The sequence below is a fragment of the Allobosea sp. BH3 genome (genome assembly GCF_025499465.1).
Classification (GTDB): Bacteria; Pseudomonadota; Alphaproteobacteria; order Rhizobiales; family Beijerinckiaceae; genus Allobosea.
In genome coordinates, this window is the sequence record NZ_JAIMCA010000001.1 from 989,008 (window position 1) to 1,008,226 (window position 19,219).

The following is a 19,219-nucleotide window of genomic DNA, read 5'->3' on the forward strand; positions in this document are numbered from 1 at the left end:
AGCGGCTCCCGCCCCTTCCGTGTCCGCCACGGCCCTGACAGCCCTGATCTCCGGCCGCCGTCGCATCGGCCTGCTGGCGGTGGCGGGACTCAGCCTGGCCTGCCTGCTGCTGACCATCGTCGCGATCGGCCAGGGCGCCATATCGATCGCGCCGGGCCGCGTCGCCGAGATCCTGATGGCGAAACTCACCGGCGACGACGCGCTGCTGCAGGGCCGCGACGTTCTCGTGGTGTTGAACATCCGCGTGCCGCGCGTCCTGCTCGGCCTGCTGGTCGGGGCCGGGCTCGCGGTCTCCGGGGCACTGATGCAGGGGCTCTTCCGCAATCCGCTGGCCGATCCGGGCCTCGTCGGCGTCTCGGCCGGTGCGGCGCTGGCGGCCGCCGCCACCATCGTGCTCGGCGACCGCTTCCTCACCGGCACTCTGATGAAGCTGCCCTTCGCAGTCCTGCCCCTCGGCGCCTTCTGCGGCGGCCTCGTCTCGACACTGGCGCTCTACCTCATCGCCACGCGCGGAGGGCGCACCTCGGTCGCCACCATGCTGCTGGCGGGCGTGGCGCTGGGCGCGCTGGCGGGCGCGCTGACCGGCCTCCTCGCCTTCATATCCGACGACCGGCAGCTGCGAGACCTGACCTTCTGGTCGCTTGGCAGCCTCGGCGGCGCGAGCTGGACCAAGCTCTCGGCGGTCGCGCCGATCATCCTGCCGCTCCTGCTACTGATGCCGCTGCTCGCGCGCGGGCTAAACGGCCTGATGCTGGGCGAGGCCGAGGCCTATCACCTCGGCATCCCGGTCCAGCGCATCAAGGCGCTGACGATCCTGCTCGTCGCGCTCGCCGTCGGCGCCAGCGTCGCCTCGGCCGGGCTGATCGGCTTCGTCGGCATCGTCGTGCCGCACCTGATCCGGCTCTCGGTCGGCCCCGACCACAGGCTGCTGCTGCCGCTTTCGGCCCTGGGCGGAGCCATGCTGCTGGTCGGCGCCGATATCGTCTCCCGGCTGATGGTCGCCCCCGCCGAGCTGCCCATCGGCATCGTCACCGCCACGATCGGCGCGCCCTTCTTCCTCTGGCTGCTGCTGCGCCGGACAAGTGTGCTCGATGTCTGAACCCGTCGTCCCGATCCTCTCCGGCCGCGAGCTGAGCTTCGTTGCAGGCGGGCGCCAGCTCGTCACAGACGCCACGCTCGATCTCGTATGCGGCACCACGACCATCCTGATCGGCCCGAACGGCGCCGGCAAATCGACCCTGCTCAAGCTCCTGACCGGCGAGATCAAGCCCGCCGGCGGCCGGATCGACATCGCCGGGGAAGCGCTCACCGGCGTGCCGGCCTGGCGGCTCGCCTGCCTGCGCGCAGTCATGGCCCAGCATGCGCGGCTGGTCTTTCCGTTCAGCGTCTATGAAGTCGCGAGCCTCGGCGTCGACGGCATCGGCCGGGCGCTGACGCGCCAGCGCCGCGAAGCGATCGTGGCCGAAAGCCTCGCCGCCGCCGGCGTGATCGATCTCGCCGGCAGGCGCTACCAGACGCTCTCCGGCGGCGAGCAGCAGCGCGTCCAGTTCGCCCGCGTGCTCTGCCAGCTCGAGGCCGGCCGCAGCGTCGCCGAGCGGCAGGTGCTCTTCCTCGACGAGCCCATCGCCAGCCTCGACCTCTGCCACCAGCTCTCCCTGCTCGACATGGCGCGCAGCATCGCCGCCCGCGGCGTCGCCGTGCTGGTCGTGCTGCACGACCTCAACCTCGCCGTGACCTATGCCGACCATCTCGTGGTGATGGACCAGGGCCGCATCATCGCGCAGGGCCCTCCGGCCCGCACGCTCGACGACGCGCTGCTGCGCCAGGTCTTCAAGGTCGACCTCTCACTCAGCCGGGCGCCTGCGCCGGGCCTGCCCTTCCTGTTGCCGCAGCAGCACCGCTCCCGCCCGGCGGCGTAAGAATTCCAAAGACTTCGGCAGCGACAGGATTCAGCGGCGATTCATCCTGAATCGCCCTTCACCATATCGCTCAACCGCCGCTTCACCGCTCCGAGCGAGGTTTCCCGCATCACCCAAGCGGGAGACATGGACCATGTGGAAACCCACTCTTGCCGCCGGCTCCGTCGCCATCGCCCTGTCGCTGGCTTCGGCCGAGGCGCGGGAGATCGTCGGGATGCGCGATGCGCGCTTCGACCCCGGCACCATCGTCATCCGCACCGGCGAACGGAAGCTCTACTTCGTCGTCGCTCCCGGTGAGGCGATCCGCTACACCATCGCCGTCGGCAAGGCCGGCAAGCAGTGGCGCGGCGTGAAATATGTCGAGGAGCTGCAGGTCGATCCGGCCTGGGCGCCTCCGGCCGAGGTCAAGCGCGACAACCCCCGCCTGCCCGACGTCATCCCCGGCGGCTCGCCGCGCAACCCCATGGGCGCGCGCGTCATCGGCCTCGGGCCGGGCGGGCAATACGCCATCCACGGCACCAACATGCCGCAGACCATCGGCACGGCCGCCTCCTATGGCTGCTTCCGCATGCACAATCAGGACGTGATCGACCTCTACGCCCGCGTCCGCATGGGCACGCCGGTCGTGGTGATGCCCTAGAGCACAACCGGCGAGAGCAGCGGCCGCCCTGCGAAGAAGGCTTCCAGATTGGCCAGCAGCAGCTTCTGCTGGGCCTTCTGTGCCGATTCGGAGAAGGCCGCGATATGCGGCGTCAGCACCACGTTCTGCAGCGCCTTGAGCCGGTCCGGCACCAGCGGCTCATGCTCGTAGACATCGAGCGCGGCGCCAGCGATGACGCCGGTCTCCAGCGCCTCACACAGCGCCGTCTCGTCGATGGCGATGCCGCGCGAGATGTTGACGAGATAGCCGCCCGGACCCAGCGCCTTCATGACCTCGGCATTGACGGCATGGCGGTTCTCTGAACTCGCACGCACCGCGACGACCAGTACATCGGCCCATTCGGCAAGGCCGGCCAGGCTGTCGTGATAGGCATAGGGCAGCTCCGGCCGCCGCGAGCGGTTGTGGTAGCCGATCTCGACCCCAAACGGAGCCGCAAGCTGGGCGATCCGACCGCCGATGGCGCCGAGCCCGTAGATGCCGACCCGGCTGCCCGCCAGCCCGCGCACGATAGGCATGCGCTCGATCGTATTGCCCTTCCAGCGCCCGGCGCGGACGAAGGCATCTCCCTGCGGGATCTGGCGCGCGATGGCGAGGATCAGCCCCATCGCGAACTCCGCCACGCTGGCCGCGTTCGTATCGGCGGCATTGCTGAGCTGGACGCCGCGCGCCTTGGCATGGGCGCCGTCGACGCCCTCGATGCCTGTGCCGTAGCAGGCGATCAGTCTCAGCTTCGGCAGGGCGTCGATCAGCGCGGCATCGGTCTTCTGGGTGCCGATCGTCAGCACCGCCTCCGCGCGCTCCTTGCCTTCCGGCAGGAACTCGGGCGCCGAGCGCTCCATCGGCCCGATCAGATCATAGCGCGACGAGAGCTCGCGGATCAGCGCCTCCGGCATGCGGGGCACCATCAGGATCGTCGGCTTCATCGTGCACGGCCTCAAAAGCATCGTCCCGAAAACCGGGCGGCTTTCGAGGAACGCGATGCAACATCATCTTGACGCAATGCAGCATCGCACGGGCCTGCGCTCAACCCTCTTCGCCTGCGTGCCCCCCATCCCCGCAGCGCATCCGTCTGTCTTCGACCAAAGGCGGTGATTGCATCGTTCCAAAAGCCGAAATCGCCGGCCCGGCCCTCTCGCCCCTCGGGAAAAAGCACGTTAACCTGACGTTGCGACACGAAACCGCCCGTGCTCGACACGGGCCAGGAAGGGGCTACCAGATGGACCACCTCGCCGACGTGAAGAAGTTCGCCAAGAAGCCGCTGAACGAAGCCGCTTTTGCCGGGATGTCGAAGTCCTATGCGCTCGTGATGAGCAAGCCGGACACCCGCTACGTCGCCTGTTCCGACCCCACGGAGATCGAGCGCGTCCGCGAGAATTTCCTGAAGAAGAAGCTCGGCCTGAAATCTGGCGACCTCGACGGCTCGGTCAAGGCGATCTGCGAGCACATGAAGGCCGACAAGACGAAGTCCCGCCTGACCTTCTACTACCTGCTGGCCGAGCATCACGGAAAGCTCGACCTCTTCGTCAAGAAGTAGGCGCCTGCGCCCGCCCGGCGCTTCCCTCCGACAAACGGCCTGGCCGGCGCTAGATCATCGCGCGTCCTGTCGGACGCGGTCACGATGATCTATCACGTCGTTATCGCATCGGATTTTTCCGAAAAGTGGTTTCCACTTTTCGGTCCGATGCTAGAGCGCCGGCCGCGTGCCTTCAATCGCGATAGAGGTCTGTCCGCGTCAGCGGCAGGCCCGAGGGGCCCTTGCGCCGCTTCGACACCAATGTCTGGTTGATCAGCGCCCCGCCCCGCTCGAAGGCGAGCGAGCAGCCGGCGAGATAGAGCAGCCACATCCGCGTCCGCTCCGGGCCGATCTCGGCCTCGGCCTTCGCCTTGTTGGCCTCGAGCCGCTCCCACCACAGCCGCGTCGTGCGCTGGTAATGCTCGCGCCAGCCCTCGACGTCGTGAACCTCGAAGCCATGGCGCTCGAGATTGGCGATCGACATGCCGAGATGGTCGAGCTCACCGCCCGGGAAGATGTAGCGCACCAGCGCGCGATACTCCGCCGGCATCTTCCTGAAGGCCTTCTCGGTCTTCTTCGCCCGGCGCGAGATGGTGTGGTGCAGATAGAGCCCCCGCGGACGCAGCAGCCGGTTCACCGCTTTGAAATAAGAGGGGTGGTTGGCGATGCCGACATGCTCGAACATGCCGATCGAGGAGATCTTGTCGAACTCCCCCTCCATCTGGGTGAAGTCCTTGAGATGGAGCGTCACCTTGTCGGTCAGGCCGAGCCTCTCGACCTTCTCGCGGGCGAGCGCCAGCTGCTCCTCGGCCAGCGTCACGCCATGGGCCTCGACGCCGTAATGCTGCGCCGCATGGCAGACCAGCGCACCCCAGCCGCAACCGATGTCGAGGAAGCGGTCGCCGGGCTTGAGGCGCAGCTTCCGGCAGATCATGTCGAGCTTGTCGCGCTGGGCGCGGGCGATATCGCCATGATCCTCAGTGAAGTAGGCGCAGGTGTAGACCATTTCCTCGTCGAGGAAGAGCCGGTAGAAATCGTTCGAGACGTCGTAGTGATAGGCGATATTGGCCTTGTTGGTCGCCGGCGCGCCGTCCCGCGCGATCTCGTCGCCCTTGCGATGGTCGACGGCAGCCTGCGCCTTACCGGGCGCGAAGATGAAGCGGCGGACCACCTCCAGCACCGCGCCCTTCGGGATGTTGCGCGCCAGCCGGCCGATCTTGCCCTCCGGCCGCGCCTTTGCGAGGTCGAAGATCGAGCCGTTCACGATCGAGATGCGGTCGGAGATATGCAGATTGAGCAGCGTGTCGAGCTTCGGTTTGCGCATCAGCGCAGCGACGACGCCGGCATCGGCTATCGCGATGGCAAGCCCGTCGGCGGCCCATCCAGCCGGGACGAAGCTGCCGTCCCAGAGCCGGAAGCCGAGCTTCAGGCCGAGCTTGTCATGCGCCTCGGCGAGAAGGCGGCGCAGGGCCGCGAGGCGCTTGTCGGTCACATTCATATCGAGAATCCGCTGCCAGTCGCTGCTGTTTGGCCGAAAAGCGCGCGGATTGGCAAGGGTCGTGCCGCTGCGGCACCGCCTTAGAAGTCGCTGGCGATGCCCTTCACTTCCCAATCGTCGTAGCGCACCGGCTCGAGACCGCCGCGGCCGTTGACCTCGCGCTGCTTCGCGACATCGGCGGCATGGGCGTCGATCGCGGCGCGGCGGGCGGCCGCCTCGGCGAGTGCACGCTGCGCCGCCGGCGAGAGCCTCTTGGTCTCGGTCGCTGCAACCGGCACGCTCTCATCGGTCTTGTCAGGCATTTCCGCTCGTTTCCTTGCGCGTTATCTTGCAGGATCGGGTTGGTCCCCACCACATAGGACACGATCCCGGCCTCCGCGAGGGCTTTCCGCCCCGCAGCAACGCCGATGAAGGGGAAACGATGAACTACGTTCGCACCGGCATGCTCATGGCGGGCCTGACGGCGCTGTTCGGCGCGGTCGGCTATGCGCTCGGCGGCGGCAGCGGCATGCTGATGGCGCTCGGCTTCGCCGCCGTGACCAATCTCTTCAGCTACTGGAATTCCGACCGGCTGGCGCTCGCCGCCCATAACGCCCAGGAGGTCGACGAGCGCACGGCGCCCGAGCTCTACGGCATGGTGCGGGACCTCGCGGCACGCGCGGACATGCCGATGCCGCGCGTATACCTGATCGATGAGGACCAGCCCAACGCCTTCGCCACCGGCCGCAACCCGCAGAACGCGGCGGTCGCGGCCACGACCGGCATCCTGCGCACGCTCTCTTCTGAGGAGCTGGCGGGCGTGATGGCGCATGAGCTGGCGCACATCAAGAACCACGACACGCTGACCATGACGATCACGGCGACCTTCGCCGGCGCGATCTCCTCGCTCGTCACCTTCGGCATGTTCTTCGGCTCGCGCGACAACCGGCCGAACTTCATCGTCCAGATCCTGCTCTCGATCCTGGCGCCGATGGCGGCCGCCCTGATCCAGATGGCGATTTCACGCTCGCGCGAATACGAGGCCGACCGTCTCGGCGGTCAGATCTGCGGCAATCCCGTCTGGCTCGCCGACGCGCTGGCCAAGATCGCCGCCGGCGTCGCGCATATTCCCAGCGAGACGGCGGAGGCGAAGCCTGCTACGGCGCACATGTTCATCATCAATCCCTTGACCGGCGGCGGCATGGATAACCTCTTCTCGACCCATCCCGACACCGGCAACCGCATCGCCGCGCTGATGGATCAGGCCCAGTCCATGGGCATCGGCCGCAGAGCCGCAGCCCCGAGCTTCACCGGCCAGGCGGGCGCAAGCCCCTGGGGCAGCGAGCCCCGCCAGCCGGGGCCGTGGGGCTGACCATGGCCCGCCACGCCCCCCAGCGCCCCCGCTCGCCGGAACCGCCGCCGATCACGCGCAGCAACGCACCCGGCCTGCCGGCTCGCCGGCTCGCCGCCGACGCGATCGACGAGGTGCTGCGCGCCCGCGTCGCGCTCGATGAGACATTCGAGCGCCTGCTCCCGGAAGCCGGCCTCGACGCCGCCGATGCCGGGCTCGCCCGCGCCATCGCCGTCACCGCCTTCCGCCGGCTCGGCACGATCCAGGAGGCGATCAACGCCCGCCTCGAACGCGGCAGCCCGCGCAATTCCGGCCCCTTCGAGCCGATCCTGGTCGCGGCGGCGGCCCAGATTTTGTTCCTCGACGTGCCGGACCACGCCGCTGTCGACCTTGCCATCCGGCATCTCCATGAGGACCCGCGCTCGGCCCGCTACGTCGCGCTAGGCAACGCCCTGCTGCGCCGGCTGGTGCGCGAGCGCGACGCGATCCTGGCCGAGACGGCCGCCGACGCCTTCCGGGACACGCCGGACTGGCTGGCCGAGAGCTGGCGCGAAAGCTATGGCGAGGAGACTGCCGCCGCCATCGCTGCGATCCATCGCGAGGAGCCGCCGCTCGACCTCACGGTCAAGGCTGATCCCGCCCACTGGGCGGAAGCCCTCGACGGCATCGTGCTGCCGACCGGTTCGGTTCGCCTGCGCGAGCGCCAGACCGTCACCGGCCTGCCCGGCTTCGAGGAAGGCGCCTGGTGGGTTCAGGATGCCGCCGCCGCCCTGCCTGTGAAGCTGCTCGCACCCAAGCCCGGCGAGCGCATCGTCGATCTCTGCGCGGCCCCCGGCGGCAAGACCGCCCAGATCGCCGTTGCGGGCGCCAGCGTCACCGCGCTCGACCGCTCGGCCCCGCGATTGCGCCGCCTCAAGGCGAATCTCGCCCGCCTCGGACTCACCGCCGAGGTGGTCACAGGCGATGCCACGAACTGGAAGGCCGAGCCCTTCGACGCCGTACTGCTCGATGCGCCTTGCAGTGCGACCGGCACGATCCGCCGCCATCCCGATGTCGCCTGGAGCAAGACGGACGAGGATCGCGACCGGCTCGCCGCCTTGCAGGAGCGGCTGCTCGATGCCGCCGCCGCCCTGACGAAGCCCGGCGGCAGGCTCGTCTACTGCACCTGCTCGCTAGAGCCGCAGGAGGGCGAGGCGCAGATTGCCGCCTTCCTGGAGCGCAATCCCCAGTTTCGTCGCGAACCCGCCCAGGCGGCTGAAATCGGCGGTTTGGCCGAGGCAATCGACGCAAATGGCGACATCCGCGCGTTGCCGCACCAGCTCCACAACCTTTCCGCGCGGTTATCCGGATGGACGGGATTTTACGCAAGCCGTCTGATCAGGCTATGACGGCTCCCTGATCTGCCGCGTGGGGGCGCTGCGGATTCTCAGAGAGAATCGGCGTGTGCCGGCATCGCGCGCATCGGGGATGGAGCGTCAGGGGCATTTGAGCGGCTGGTCTGAGCGACGGGGGTTGGCCCAGGCCGCCATCGGACGGGCGGCACGGCGCACGCGCGGCCAGGTCGTCGGCGCGACGCGTCGGCTCTGGCCGTTTGGCCGCAGGCCTGCGACGCGGCTGCTCTTCGCACCTCACGACCTGCGCACGGCCGACCCGACCACGGCAGGTGATTTCTATGCGGGCTACTACGCCTTCTCCGGGCGCACGCTGCGGACCCATGGCGAATCCCCATTCGACGCTGTGCCGCCGAGCGAGGCCTGGGCCGAGGTGCTCTACGGCTTCGGCTGGCTGCGCCACATGCGCGCCGCCGACACCGCCATTGCCCGCGCCAATGCCCGCAGCCTCGTGGAGGAGTTCATCGTCAAGCGCCGCGACCGCAACGAGATCGCCCGGCGCCCGGCCGTCGCGGCGCGCCGGCTGGTCGCCTTCCTCTCCCATTCGCCGCTGCTGCTGGAAGGCGCCGATCACGTCTTCTATGAGCGCTTCCTGCGCCATGTCGCCAAACTCGCCGAATGGCTCGACCTCGCGCTGGCCGGCGCCGTGGAAGGCGCCGACCGGCTGAACAGCCTGATCGCCATCACGCTGGCCGCGATCTGCCTCGACGGCCACGACGCCAGGCGGCGGCGCGTCGAGACACAGCTCTCGGACGAGCTCGACGAGCAGATCCTGCCCGATGGCGGCCATCTCTCGCGCAATCCGCGCCTGCTGATCGAATTCCTGCTCGACCTCTTGCCGCTGCGCGAGACCTTCGCGGCGCGCGGGCTGGAGCCGCCGCGCGGCGTCCTGACGGCGATCGAGCGGATGATGCCGCATCTGCGCCTGTTCCGGCATGGCGACGGCGCGCTCGCTTTGTTCAACGGCATGGGCACGACCCCGCCCGATCTGATGGCGACGCTCGCTGCCTATGACGACGCCCGCGGCCGCCCCACCGAGCACGCCGCCTATTCCGGCTACAGCCGGCTCGCCGCCGAACGCAGCATCGTGGTCACCGATGCCGGCGCGCCGCCACGCGGCGCCAATTCCACGGAGGCGCATGCGGGCTGCCTCGCCTTCGAATTCTCCAGCGGCCCCCAGCGCATTGTCGTCAATTGCGGCGCCAGCCGCTTCGGCCCGCCTGAGCTCAGGCTCGCCGCACGCAGCACCGCCGCGCATTCCACGCTCGTCCTCGACGACCGTTCCAGCGCGAATTTCGGCATGGTGCTGGGCGAGATGCGCGTCGTATCCGGCCCGAAGGATGTCCGCATCGCGCGCCAGGACAATCCGGAAGGCCCGGAATGGGTGGCGAGCCATGACGGTTACCGCCGCAGCCTGGGAGCCGTTCATACCCGCCGCCTGCTGCTCGCCCGCGACGGCGCCTCGCTCTCCGGCGAGGACGAGGTCGCGCTGACCGGCTCGCGCGCGAGCCTGCCGGCCGCCCTGCGCTTCCATCTGCACCCCAATGTCCGGGCGAGCCTCGTCCGCGACGGCAGTGGCGCGCTGCTGGCGCTTGCCTCCGGCGAGGTCTGGGGCTTCGAGGCCGAAGGCCGGATCATCGCGCTCGAGGAGAGCATCTTCCTCGCCGCGTCGGACGGACGTCGCCGCACGGAACAGCTCGTCATCGCCTTCGACGCGGTCGAGACGCCGCGCATCACCTGGCGCTTCAGCCGCATCCGCACCGCCAATCCGCGCGCCGGCAAGACGGTGGCCGCGGCCATCGCCGAGCGCGAGGCCGGCGAGCCTGATCCCGACCTCGACGCGTGACGGATCTGCGACGGCGCGCTTTGCCTTTCGCAGGGCAGCATGATAGCTCGCGCCCAAACAGCCTGTCCCTGCAATAAAAGCCGGACCTGATCCCGATGCCGAATGAACTTCGCCGCGTCGAGCGCGCGCTCCTTTCCGTTTCCGACAAGACCGGGCTGATCGACTTCGCGCGCGCCCTCCACAAGCTCGGCATCGCGCTGGTCTCGACCGGCGGCACGGCGAAGGCGATCGCCGAGGCCGGCCTGCCGGTCAGCGACGTCTCCGATCTGACCGGCTTCCCGGAAATGATGGACGGCCGCGTCAAGACGCTCCATCCCAAGGTCCATGGCGGGCTGCTCGCCATCCGCTCTCATCCCGAGCACCAGGCTTCGATGCTCGGCCACGGCATCCAGCCGATCGACCTGCTCGTTGTGAACCTCTACCCCTTCGAGGCGACGGTCGCGGCCGGCAAGCCCTATGACGATTGCATCGAGAACATCGACATCGGCGGCCCCGCGATGATCCGCGCCGCGGCCAAGAACCACCACGACGTCGCCGTCGTGGTCGAGCCTTCGGACTACGCCTCCGTGCTGGCCGATCTGGAGGCGCAGAAGGGCGCCACCACGCTCACCCTGCGCCGCAAGCTCGCGCAGAAGGCCTATGCCCGCACCGCGGCCTATGATGCGGCGATCTCGAACTGGTTCGCCAACGAGCTGAAAGACACCGCGCCGGCCTTCCGCGCGCTCGGCGGCACGCTTGCCGAGACGATGCGCTATGGCGAGAACCCGCATCAATGGGCCGCCTTCTACCGCACCCCGGAGAACCGCCCCGGCGTCTCGACCGCCCGTCAGGTCCAGGGCAAGCAGCTCTCCTACAACAACATCAACGACACCGACGCCGCCTTCGAATGCGTCGCGGAGTTTGATCCCGCCGCCACCGCCGCCTGCGTCATCGTCAAGCACGCCAATCCCTGCGGCGTCGCCGCCGGCGGCTCGCTGCTGGAAGCGTATGAGCTGGCGCTGCGCTGCGACCCTGTCTCCGCCTTCGGCGGCATCGTCGCGCTGAACCGCAAGCTCGACGCGGCCGCGGCGAAGAAGATCGTCGAGGTCTTCACTGAGGTCATCATCGCCCCTGATGCCGACGAGGAGGCGATCGCGATGATCGCCGCCAAGAAGAACCTGCGCCTGCTGCTGACCGGTGGCCTGCCCGACGTCCGCGCGCCGGGCCTCGCGCTGCGCACCGTCTCAGGCGGCTTCCTCGCCCAGTCGCGCGACAATGCCGTCGTCGACGACATGGAGCTCAAGGTCGTGACGAAGCGCCAGCCCAGCGAGCGCGAGCTTGCCGATCTGCGCTTCGCCTTCCGCGTCGCCAAGCACGTCAAGTCGAACGCCATCGTCTATGCCAAGAATCTCGCTACGGTCGGCATCGGCGCCGGCCAGATGAGCCGCGTCGATTCCTCGCGCATCGCCGCCTGGAAGGCCGCGGAAGCGGCAAAGGCGGCTGGCCTGCCCGAGACGCTCGCCAAGGGCTCGGTCGTCGCCTCCGACGCCTTCTTCCCCTTCGCCGACGGCCTGCTCGCCGCAGCCGAGGCCGGCGCCACGGCGGTGATCCAGCCGGGCGGCTCGATGCGCGACGACCTGGTCATCCAGGCCGCCGACGAGGCCGGCCTTGCCATGGTCTTCACCGGCCACCGTCACTTCCGGCACTGAGGGGAGCGGCGGCATGCACAGCCTCAAAGTCATCGCCGCCGGTTTCGCCCTTTTGGGCGCGCTGCACTTTCTCTCGCGCCGGCTGAAGCTCGGCAAAGGAGATCCCACCGGCTTCGCCGTCAGGCTGTTCCTGCCCCTCTGGCTGGCCGTCGCCCTGATCAATCTGTGGGTCGGCGTCAGCCGGGCCGGCTACACCATGATGCAGGAGCTGCCCTTCTTCGCGCTGGTGTTCGGTCTGCCTGCGGCTTTCGCAGCCCTGCTTTTCCTGCGGTTCCGGTAGCGCCATGAGCCTCGAATCTGTCCGCGCCTTCTTCGCCGCGCACGCTCCCGACATCGCCGTCATCGTCACGGAGCAGAGCAGCGCGACCGTTCCGCTCGCAGCCGCCGCGCATGGCGTCGAGCCCGGTCAGATCGCCAAGACGCTCTCGTTGCGCATCGGCGAGGAAGTGGTACTCGTCGTCGCCCGTGGCGATGCCCGGCTCGACAACCGCAAGACCCGCGAAGCTCTCGGCGGCAAGCCGCGCATGCTCGGCCCCGAGGAGGTCGAGGCACTGACCGGCCATCCGGTCGGCGGCGTCTGCCCCTTCGGCCTCGCCACCCCGCTCAAGGTCTATTGCGATGTCTCGCTCAAGGCCTTCGACGAGGTCGTCCCGGCCGCAGGCTCGACCCATAGCGCCCTGCGCATCTCGCCCACGCGCATGGCCGAGCTGACACGCGCCGAATGGGTCGACGTCTGCCAGGAAATTCAAGCAACGGCAGACGCTTAAGACTAATTCTTCACCCGCTCAATCAGCTCCATCGCTGCCGCCGGATTGCGGATTTTCCCGCCGCTGATAACATAGAGGAAGACATCGCGCTTCTGCTTGGGCGCGGCCTGGCCGACGGTCTCCATTCCGGCCGGCACGCCGCCCTCGGCCCAAGCTTTGGCGGCCTTGGCCCAGCGGTCGAGATCAGTGTCGGAATAGCCCTTCGGCTCGGATTCCTGCGTGCCCATGATCCGCGCATAGACGAAGGGGGCCGTGACGTCCGCGATCACCGGATGCTCGGAATCCGCGCCTGTGATGACGGCGACCCCGTATTCACGCAGCAGCGCAACAAATTCCGGCGAGCGGAAGCTGTCGTGCCGCACCTCGACCGCATGGCGCAGGGCAACGCCGTCGACCTCCTTCGGCAGCAACTTGAGGAACGCCTCGAAATCCTCGGGGTCGAATTTTTTCGTCGGCATGAACTGCCAGTTGATCGGCCCGAGCTTGTGCCTCAGCTCCGTCAATCCGCTGGTCAGGAACTTCTCGACCGAAGCCCCTGCCTCCGCCAGCACGCGCCGGTTGGTGCAGAAGCGCGAGCCCTTGAGCGCGAAGACGAAGCCCTCGGGCGTCTCCTCGCGCCATCGGGCGAAGCTCTCGGGCTTCTGCGAGCCGTAATAGGTGCCGTTGATCTCGATGGAGGTGAGCTTGCCCGCGGCATATTCGAGCTCGCGCTTCTGCGGCAGCCCGTCCGGATAGAACGCGCCACGCCAAGGCTCGAACACCCAGCCGCCGATGCCGATGTGGATCTCACCTGCGTCACGCGCCATGACCGCCCTCCAAAAGCCTGGACCATAGGTTCTCTGGCCCTGAGATCTGTCAGGAGCAAGGATATGACATGGCGGGCGACACTCGCCAGAGCCGGGCCGCTTCGGTTATCTCGCTGGGCGATATTTTCGGAGGAGACTGCCCGATGACCCTCAGCGCCCAGCTGACCGAACGCTTCCTGCGCTATGTCGCGGTCGAGAGTCAGAGCGATGCGGCCTCCACCACCTTGCCCTCGACGCCGGGCCAGCAGCGCCTCGCCGAGCTTCTGGCCGAGGAACTGCGGGCGCTCGGGTTGGAGAACATCGTCGTCGACGACCACGCCACGGTGACGGCGTTGAAGCGCGGCACCAGTCCCGGCGCGCCGCGCATCGGCTTCATCGCCCATCTCGACACCGTCGATGTCGGGCTCTCGCCGGTGGTCAAGCCGCAGATCCTGCGCTTTGAAGGCAGCGACCTCTGCCTCAACCGCGAGCAGGACATCTGGCTGCGCGTCGCCGAGAACCCGCTGATCAAGCCCTGGAACGGCGCCGACATCCTCGTCAGCGACGGCACCAGCGTGCTCGGCGCCGATGACAAGGCCGCCATCGCCATCATCATGACGCTGCTCGCCGAGCTCGGACCGGACGACGCCCATGGCGACATCCTGATCGCCTTCGTGCCCGACGAGGAGATCGGCCTGCGCGGCGCCAAGGCGCTCGACCTAACCCGCTTCCCCTGCGACTTCGCCTATACGATCGACAGCTGCGAGGTCGGCGAGGTCGTCTACGAGAACTTCAACGCCGCCATGGGCGAGATCGTCTTCACCGGCGTGACCGCCCATCCGATGTCGGCCAAGGGCGTGCTGGTGAACCCGCTCACGATGGCGACCGACTTCATGGCCGCCTTCGACCGCGCTGAGACACCGGAGAACACGGCGGGTCGCGAAGGCTATTTTTGGTTCATCGAGCTTGCCGCCGGCCCGAGCGAGGCGAAGCTCAAGGTCATGATCCGCGAATTCGACCGCGCCCGCTTTATGGAGCGAAAGCAGCGCATAGGAGAGGTCGCGGCCCAGATCGCAGCGCGCTACCCGACTGGCCGGGTCGAGGCCCACGTCACCGACACCTACGGCAATATCGGCGACAGCCTGGGCGATGACCGCCGCCCGGTCGATCTCATCTTCGCGGCAATGGAATCACTGCAGATCAAGCCGAAGGTGATTCCGATGCGGGGGGGCACCGATGGTGCGGCCCTCTCGGCGCGCGGCCTGCCGACGCCGAACTTCTTCACCGGCGGCTGCAATTTCCACTCGCGCTTCGAGTTCCTGCCGATCCCGGCCTTCGTCAAATCCTACGAAACCGCCCGAGCGATCCTGCGGCTGGCCGCGGAAAAGGCCTAACCGCGCGTCGCCTTAGCCGCAAAGGCGAGCCCTTCCGCCAGCAGCGCCTCGGCCTTGGTGCGATCCGGCGCCTCGACATAGACGCGCAGCTCCGGCGCATTGCCCGAGGCGCGGAAATGGATCGTCGCGCCATCGCCGAGCGTGAGCCGCAGGCCGTCGCGCCGGTCGCGCACGGCGACGCCGCCATGCGCCACGAACGCCGCCTCGCGATAGGCGCCGTCCTCGGCATCGAGCTTCGCGATCATGGCCGCCGTCCTCTCCTGCGGCACCTCCTGCAGGCGGTCCGACAGGGCGATCTGGAAATTCAGCTCGGCCGCGATCGCGCTGAGCGGCTTGTCACGCCGGGCCCGGAGCGAAAGCACCGCGAGGATCGGCAGCATCGCGTCGCGCGTCGGCAGTGCCGGCAGCCTGCGTCCCTCGCGCACGACATCGGAGCCGAGCAGCACGCCGCCATTTGCCTCGAATCCGACGACGATGCGCGCGCCCGCCGCCTTGGCCTCGGCCATGCCGGCGATGACATAGGGCGAGCCGACGCGCGTGCGGACCACGCGCTCGAACAGGCCGAGCTTCTCAAGCGCCGAATTGGACGTCACCGGCGTCACGATCGCATCGGCGCCGAGCGAGGCCGCCGTCAGCGCCCCGACGAGATCGCCGCGCAGGAAGCGGCCGGTCTCGTCCGCCACCAGCGGCCTGTCGGCATCGCCATCCGTCGATACGATGGCGTCCAGTCGCTGCTCGCCGGCCCAGCCGTGGGCGAGTTCCTCATCCTCGGGCCTCAGCGCCTCGGTATCGACCGGGATGAAGCGGTCGGCGCGCCCGAGCGGTACGGGCTCAGCGCCCAGTGCGGCAAGCGCATCGCAGATCGCATCCCGCCCCACCGAGGAGTGCTGGTAGACGCCGACAACGAGCCCCTTCAGCGCCGCGGAACCGAAGAAGCCGGCATAGCGCGCCTGATAGGCGGCGAGCGCCTCATGCGGCTGCGCTGTCGCCGGCGCTTCCGGGAAGGCAGAGAGGGCGAGCTTGCCATGCCAGCCGAGGATGCGCGCTTCGTCAGCTTTGTCGATCTCGCCTTCGGAGCGGTAGAATTTCAGCCCGTTGCGATCATCGGGGATGTGGCTACCCGTCACCATCACCGCAGGAGCACCGAGGCTCATGGCGGCGAGCGCCAGCGCCGGCGTCGGCACCTCGCCGCAATCGACGGGCTTGAGCCCGGCGTCGGAAATCGCGCGGGCACATTGCGCCGCGATCAGCGGGCTCGAAGAGCGCAGATCCCGGCCGATCAGCACCTCGCCGCCCGGCCCGGCCGCCCCGTCCTCGGCGATCATGGCGCAGAAGGCGCGGACATGGCTGTAGGCCGGCAGGCCGACGAGCTCGGTCACAAGCCCCCGCAGGCCGGAGGTCCCGAATTTCAGGCTCGTCATGTCGCCTCGCCGGTTGCCGGTTGCTCGTGAACAACCGGCTACCGTGGCGGCAGCCGCCGATCAAGCCGTCTCAACCGCCCATCATCTGGCGTGGCAGCCAGAGGATGATCTCCGGCCAGGCGACCAGCACGGCGATGATGATGATATGGGCGATGAAATGCGGCAGCGAGCCGCGGAAGATCTCCTGCACCGGCCGGCCGGAATAGCGCGCGACGACGAAGCAGTTGAGCCCGATCGGTGGCGTGATCATGCCGACCTCCGCCGTCACGATCTTGATGATGCCGAACCAGAGCGGATCGAAGCCGAGCACCTTGATAAGCGGCAGCACGATCGGCACCGTCAGCACCAGGATCGCGATCTGGTCCATGAACATGCCGAGGATGATGTAGCCGCACAGGATCAGCGCGATGATCACCCAGCGCGACACTTCGAGCGCGCCCACCCAGGCGACGAGGTTCTGCGTGACCTGCGTCAGCGTGAAGAAATAGCCGAAGATGTGCGCGCCGAGCAGGATCATCACGATCATGCAGGTGCCGTTCGCCGAGCGGCGCAGCACCTTGACCAGCGCCGGCGTGGTCACCTTGCCGTACCAGGCGGCAATGGCGAGCGCCCCGGTCGCGCCGAGCGCCGAGGCCTCGGTCGGCGTCGCGATCCCGGTATAGATCACGCCGGTGACGGCGCCGAACAGCACGACCATCGGCCCGACGACCCTGAGCCAGGCGATCTTCTCCCGCCACGACACCGGCGCGGCCGCCGGAGCACGCGAGGGATCGAGCAGGACGAGGACATAGACCGTCGCCATGATCGTGAGCATCACGAGTATGCCCGGGATGATGCCGCCGATCAGCAGGCCGCCGATATTCACCTCCGCCAGCAGCCCGTAGATGACCAACGCGACGCTCGGCGGGATCAGCATGGCGAGCGTGCCCGAGATCGCGACGACGCCGCCGGCCATCGACGGCTCGTAGCCCTGCTTCAGCATCGCCGGCAGGCTGGTCGCCGAGAGCGTTGCCGCCGAAGCCGTGCTGGTGCCGCAGATCGCGCCGAAGCCGGCGCCAGCCAGCGCCGTCGCCATGGCGAGCCCGCCCCGGACGCGCCCCATCCAGGCGGCCGTCGCCCGGAACAGATCGTCGGCGACGCCGCTGAGCAGCACGAGCTCCGCCATCAGCAGGAACATCGGGATGGTGATCAGCTCATAGGCGCTGACCGTCGAAAGCGGCGCGGTCTGCAGGATGCCGGAGAGGATCGGCATGCCGCCGACGAGATAGAGGCCGAGAATTCCGGAAGCCGCCATCGCAAAACCGACGGGCGTGCCGATGGCCAGCAGGACGAACAGCGCCCCCAATCCGATGGCGACGATCATTCGAAGCGCTCCTTGTCGCCATGGTGGCCGATGCTCAGCGGGATCAGCGAGCTGCCGGTGGCGAGATCGATGACGTGGCCGATGAAGTGGAGGGTCAGCCGCAGCGCCAGCAGGCCGCAGCCAAGCGGCACCAGCGCATTCGCCGGCCATGTCGGCCAGGCAATCGCCCCCGAAAGCACGTCCTTCTCGACGAAGGCGTCGATGGTCTTCAGCGCGCCGAAATAGGCGATCAGGCCGAAGATCATCGTGCCGACCGCGGCGGTGACGATCTCGCTCAGCCGGATCCCGGTCTTCGGGAAGGTCTGCTGCAGGATGTCGACATTGACGTGGGCGCCCTCGCTATAGGCGGCCGAGAGCGAGAAGTAGAAGACGGCGGCGACCAGATAGAGCGAGATCAGGTCGTAGGCCCAGGAGAGCGGGCTGTGGAAGATGTAGCGCATCAGCACGTCGCAGAAGACGACGAGCATCATCGCGATCATCGCCAGCGCGGCGAGCCAGCCCAAGGCGTTCTCGACGCGGGCGAGCAGGCGCAGAATCGGTTTCATCGGCAGGTCCTTGCGGGGATGAGCCGGCGCGGAGCCGCGCCGGCCGCAGCGATCGTCTCGTTCAGCCGCCGGCAGCCTTGAGGATGCCCTGGAACTCCTTCAGGACCTCGCTGCCCTTCTTGCCGCGCCCGTCCAGCCCCTTCGCCCATTCGGCACCGACCTCCCCGAGCTTGGTCGCGACCGAGGCCTTCATCGCCGCAGGCAGCGGCGCGAAGGTGACGCCGGCATCCTTCAGCTTCTGCTTGGTCTCGGCTTCCTGCTGGTCGACCGCAGCGCAGGCCGAGCGGTTGACCTCCTCGGCGGCCTCGGCCATCGCCTTCTGCGTCTCGGGCGGAAGCTTCGCCCAGGCCTGGTCGCTGATCGAATAGGCGACGATGAAGCTGCCGAAGTTCTCGCCCTCGGTCGAATACTTCACCAGCTTGTCGACATTGTAGGAAATGACGCTGTCGAGCGGGAAGAGCACGCCGTCGAGCGTGCCGCGCGAGAGCGATTCATAGGTTTCGGGCGCCGCCATCCGGACCGGCGTCGCGCCGATGCTGCGCAGCGTCAGGTCCTGCGCGCCACCGGTGGTCCGCAGCTTCTGACCCTTGAGGTCCTGCTCCGAGGCGATCGCGGTCTTGGCCGTCAGGATCTGGTAGGGCGGCAGCGCGACCGCGAGCAGCAGCTTGATCTTGTTGGGCGCATAGTCCTGCTGCGCGACGAGGCCGTTGCGGGCCGTCTGCAGATAGGCGCGCGTGCCCTCGCAGGACGTCTTGAAGCCGCCGGGCAGCATCGCGACTTCGGAAGCGACCATCTTGTCCGAGACATAAGCCGGCGCGACATAGCCGATCTCGGCGACCCCGGTCTGGGTCAGCTTGAGCATGTCGGCCGCCTTGCCGAGCTGCTGGCTCGGGAAATACTCGAAGGTCACCGCGCCATTGGTGCGTTTCGTCACCTCGGCCATCCAGGGCTGGATGATCAGCTTCACCAGATAGTGGCCGCCGGGAAAAGAGTCGGCCACGCGCAGCTTGGTCTGCGCGAGCGAAGGCGTGGTCAGCGCGCAAAGCGCGGTCGCGGCCAGGCAGGCCGCCTTGAGGGTCCTCGTCATGTCGTTCCTCC

General features: G+C 68.3%; 19 protein-coding genes. 11 read left to right on the forward strand and 8 right to left on the reverse strand.

Annotated elements, in window-relative coordinates; genetic code table 11:
• Positions 1 to 19: 19 nt before the first annotated feature.
• The 3 genes from BoBH3_RS04700 to BoBH3_RS04710 all read left to right on the forward strand — a co-directional run bounded on the left by BoBH3_RS04700 (position 20) and on the right by BoBH3_RS04710 (position 2,559).
• Positions 20 to 1,099 (forward strand): FecCD family ABC transporter permease, encoded by a 1,080-nt coding sequence (locus tag BoBH3_RS04700; protein WP_262329571.1) that lies wholly within the window; start codon positions 20 to 22, stop codon positions 1,097 to 1,099.
• Entirely contained in the window at positions 1,092 to 1,919 is an 828-nt protein-coding gene (locus tag BoBH3_RS04705) for a heme ABC transporter ATP-binding protein (protein ID WP_262329572.1), read from the forward strand. The genes BoBH3_RS04700 and BoBH3_RS04705 overlap by 8 nt, the downstream gene beginning before the upstream one ends.
• Before the next feature lie 133 nt (positions 1,920 to 2,052).
• A complete protein-coding gene (locus tag BoBH3_RS04710) occupies positions 2,053 to 2,559 on the forward strand; it encodes a L,D-transpeptidase (RefSeq protein WP_262329573.1) in 507 nt (168 codons plus the stop codon).
• Here the strand turns inward: BoBH3_RS04710 and BoBH3_RS04715 are convergent.
• Entirely contained in the window at positions 2,556 to 3,503 is a 948-nt protein-coding gene (locus tag BoBH3_RS04715) for a 2-hydroxyacid dehydrogenase (protein ID WP_262329574.1), read from the reverse strand. The two genes, BoBH3_RS04710 and BoBH3_RS04715, sit on opposite strands and share 4 nt — an antisense overlap.
• 293 nt (positions 3,504 to 3,796) lie before the next feature.
• Here BoBH3_RS04715 and BoBH3_RS04720 point away from each other — a divergent pair, with 293 nt between their 5' ends.
• Complete coding sequence (locus BoBH3_RS04720) at positions 3,797 to 4,114, forward strand: DUF2853 family protein (RefSeq protein ID WP_262329575.1); 318 nt, start codon at positions 3,797 to 3,799, stop codon at positions 4,112 to 4,114.
• A 172-nt stretch (positions 4,115 to 4,286) separates the two neighbouring features.
• On the opposite strand, the gene BoBH3_RS04725 is transcribed toward BoBH3_RS04720, so the two are convergent.
• Positions 4,287 to 5,591: a class I SAM-dependent methyltransferase gene (locus tag BoBH3_RS04725; RefSeq protein WP_262329576.1), complete on the reverse strand. Its 1,305-nt coding sequence runs from the start codon at positions 5,589 to 5,591 to the stop codon at positions 4,287 to 4,289.
• Positions 5,592 to 5,671: 80 nt separating this feature from the next.
• Positions 5,672 to 5,893, reverse strand: coding sequence for a DUF1674 domain-containing protein (locus BoBH3_RS04730; RefSeq protein ID WP_262329577.1), 222 nt, complete (start codon positions 5,891 to 5,893; stop codon positions 5,672 to 5,674).
• Between the two features lie 119 nt (positions 5,894 to 6,012).
• Here BoBH3_RS04730 and htpX point away from each other — a divergent pair, with 119 nt between their 5' ends.
• The 6 genes from htpX (at position 6,013) to BoBH3_RS04760 (ending at position 12,613) form a co-directional block, all read left to right on the forward strand.
• Positions 6,013 to 6,942, forward strand: coding sequence for a zinc metalloprotease HtpX (gene htpX, locus BoBH3_RS04735; protein WP_262329578.1), 930 nt, complete (start codon positions 6,013 to 6,015; stop codon positions 6,940 to 6,942).
• 2 nt (positions 6,943 to 6,944) lie between these two features.
• Positions 6,945 to 8,309, forward strand: coding sequence for an RsmB/NOP family class I SAM-dependent RNA methyltransferase (locus BoBH3_RS04740; RefSeq protein ID WP_262329579.1), 1,365 nt, complete (start codon positions 6,945 to 6,947; stop codon positions 8,307 to 8,309).
• A gap of 124 nt (positions 8,310 to 8,433) precedes the next feature.
• The gene (locus tag BoBH3_RS04745) at positions 8,434 to 10,158 is read left to right on the forward strand and encodes a heparinase II/III family protein (RefSeq protein ID WP_262329580.1); all 1,725 of its coding nucleotides are present in this window, start codon (positions 8,434 to 8,436) and stop codon (positions 10,156 to 10,158) included.
• 95 nt (positions 10,159 to 10,253) lie between these two features.
• Positions 10,254 to 11,846, forward strand: a complete 1,593-nt coding sequence (gene purH, locus BoBH3_RS04750; protein WP_262329581.1) for a bifunctional phosphoribosylaminoimidazolecarboxamide formyltransferase/IMP cyclohydrolase — start codon at positions 10,254 to 10,256, stop codon at positions 11,844 to 11,846.
• A 13-nt stretch (positions 11,847 to 11,859) separates the two neighbouring features.
• Positions 11,860 to 12,126, forward strand: a complete 267-nt coding sequence (locus BoBH3_RS04755) for a hypothetical protein (protein ID WP_262329582.1) — start codon at positions 11,860 to 11,862, stop codon at positions 12,124 to 12,126.
• Positions 12,127 to 12,130: 4 nt separating this feature from the next.
• A complete protein-coding gene (locus BoBH3_RS04760; RefSeq protein WP_262329583.1) occupies positions 12,131 to 12,613 on the forward strand; it encodes a YbaK/EbsC family protein in 483 nt (160 codons plus the stop codon).
• A 2-nt stretch (positions 12,614 to 12,615) separates the two neighbouring features.
• On the opposite strand, the gene BoBH3_RS04765 is transcribed toward BoBH3_RS04760, so the two are convergent.
• A complete protein-coding gene (locus BoBH3_RS04765) occupies positions 12,616 to 13,419 on the reverse strand; it encodes a DUF72 domain-containing protein (RefSeq protein ID WP_262329584.1) in 804 nt (267 codons plus the stop codon).
• A 143-nt stretch (positions 13,420 to 13,562) separates the two neighbouring features.
• On the opposite strand from BoBH3_RS04765, the gene pepT reads away from it, so the two are divergent.
• Positions 13,563 to 14,792, forward strand: a complete 1,230-nt coding sequence (gene pepT, locus BoBH3_RS04770; protein ID WP_262329585.1) for a peptidase T — start codon at positions 13,563 to 13,565, stop codon at positions 14,790 to 14,792.
• On the opposite strand, the gene BoBH3_RS04775 is transcribed toward pepT, so the two are convergent.
• The 4 genes from BoBH3_RS04775 to BoBH3_RS04790 form a co-directional block, all read right to left on the reverse strand.
• Positions 14,789 to 16,213, reverse strand: coding sequence for a phosphomannomutase (locus BoBH3_RS04775; protein ID WP_262329586.1), 1,425 nt, complete (start codon positions 16,211 to 16,213; stop codon positions 14,789 to 14,791). The two genes, pepT and BoBH3_RS04775, sit on opposite strands and share 4 nt — an antisense overlap.
• A 70-nt stretch (positions 16,214 to 16,283) precedes the next feature.
• The gene (locus tag BoBH3_RS04780) at positions 16,284 to 17,576 is read right to left on the reverse strand and encodes a TRAP transporter large permease (RefSeq protein ID WP_262329587.1); all 1,293 of its coding nucleotides are present in this window, start codon (positions 17,574 to 17,576) and stop codon (positions 16,284 to 16,286) included.
• Positions 17,573 to 18,121 carry a TRAP transporter small permease gene (locus tag BoBH3_RS04785; RefSeq protein ID WP_262329588.1) on the reverse strand — a complete coding sequence of 183 codons (549 nt, stop codon included), beginning with the start codon at positions 18,119 to 18,121 and terminating at the stop codon, positions 17,573 to 17,575. The genes BoBH3_RS04780 and BoBH3_RS04785 overlap by 4 nt, the downstream gene beginning before the upstream one ends.
• A gap of 61 nt (positions 18,122 to 18,182) precedes the next feature.
• Positions 18,183 to 19,208 carry a TRAP transporter substrate-binding protein gene (locus BoBH3_RS04790; protein ID WP_262329589.1) on the reverse strand — a complete coding sequence of 342 codons (1,026 nt, stop codon included), beginning with the start codon at positions 19,206 to 19,208 and terminating at the stop codon, positions 18,183 to 18,185.
• Positions 19,209 to 19,219: the final 11 nt, after the last annotated feature.